General features: G+C 39.4%; 1 protein-coding gene and 1 pseudogene. One reads left to right on the forward strand and one right to left on the reverse strand.

Translation table 11 applies throughout. The features are described 5' to 3' along the window. Window positions 1-78: 78 nt before the first annotated feature. Window positions 79-309 (reverse strand): hypothetical protein, encoded by a 231-nt coding sequence (locus CI957_RS10270; protein ID WP_128754794.1) that lies wholly within the window; start codon window positions 307-309, stop codon window positions 79-81. 206 nt (window positions 310-515) lie between these two features. On the opposite strand from CI957_RS10270, the pseudogene CI957_RS11175 reads away from it, so the two are divergent. Beyond that, a pseudogene (locus CI957_RS11175) lies at window positions 516-754 on the forward strand (type II toxin-antitoxin system HicB family antitoxin). Window positions 755-903: the final 149 nt, after the last annotated feature.

Genomic DNA, 903 nt, shown 5'->3' on the forward strand with positions numbered 1-903 from the left:
TGATTATGCTCTCACTTACAGTTTCAGATAGTTTTTTCAACTGTTTCAGTGATTTGTTTGTATAGATTACGTCATAACTCATAACAAACCAAGCTCTTTCTTGACCTCATCTTCACTATAGGTCCTACCCATTTTGATGTCTTCCAAAGCTTCTTCAATGTCCTGAATCGCTTCATCGCTTAGTTCATCCTCATCTACTGCCATTCTGGTTAATCTCTCGATTACAGAATTAAAGGATTCTTTTGGGTATTTTTTTAGAATCTTGAGTTTTTCTTTTGTTTGTGGATCCACACAGATAGTAGTTGCCATTTTGATTCTCCTTTGCACCGATTGCAGAGACGTTGTGACATTTGCCTATAGAATGCTATAGGTGCCTATAAATATAAATATTCATCCATTGACCCTTTAATCTGTTCAACTTCTAGAGCAGGGGTCACCCCGTAAGGCGAGGATAATTACTAAATATCCGAAAATACGATCCCCAAAGTGATAATTGCTTGAGATGATAAGAATATATACAGGCAGCCCCTGACAGAGCCAAATATGAGATAATTGAAGATGAAGAGGAGCCTTACTATGGAGAAATACCTGAACTGGAAGGGATCTGGGCAACAGGTAGTCCCTTGAAGAGTGCCGCCAGAGCCTGGAGGAAATCATCGAGGAGTGGCTCATTTTAAGATTGCGTAGAAATCTGCCTATTCCACCCCTTGGCAACCATACAATAGATGATTTCGGAGAATTTGCCGTTGCCTAAGCTTTAATCCCGTAGACTGGAGTCCACATCACTGCTATCTAAAAACTATCCTGGTTTTCAGTATTACTTATCTGCCACAAAACCTTTAATTTGAGTACGTATATTTCCTATTATGGAAGTCGCAATCTCAGATGATGCATTACCTGTTG

This window comes from Methanohalophilus sp. WG1-DM, from assembly GCF_004104135.1.
Lineage (GTDB): Archaea > Halobacteriota > Methanosarcinia > Methanosarcinales > Methanosarcinaceae > Methanohalophilus > Methanohalophilus euhalobius.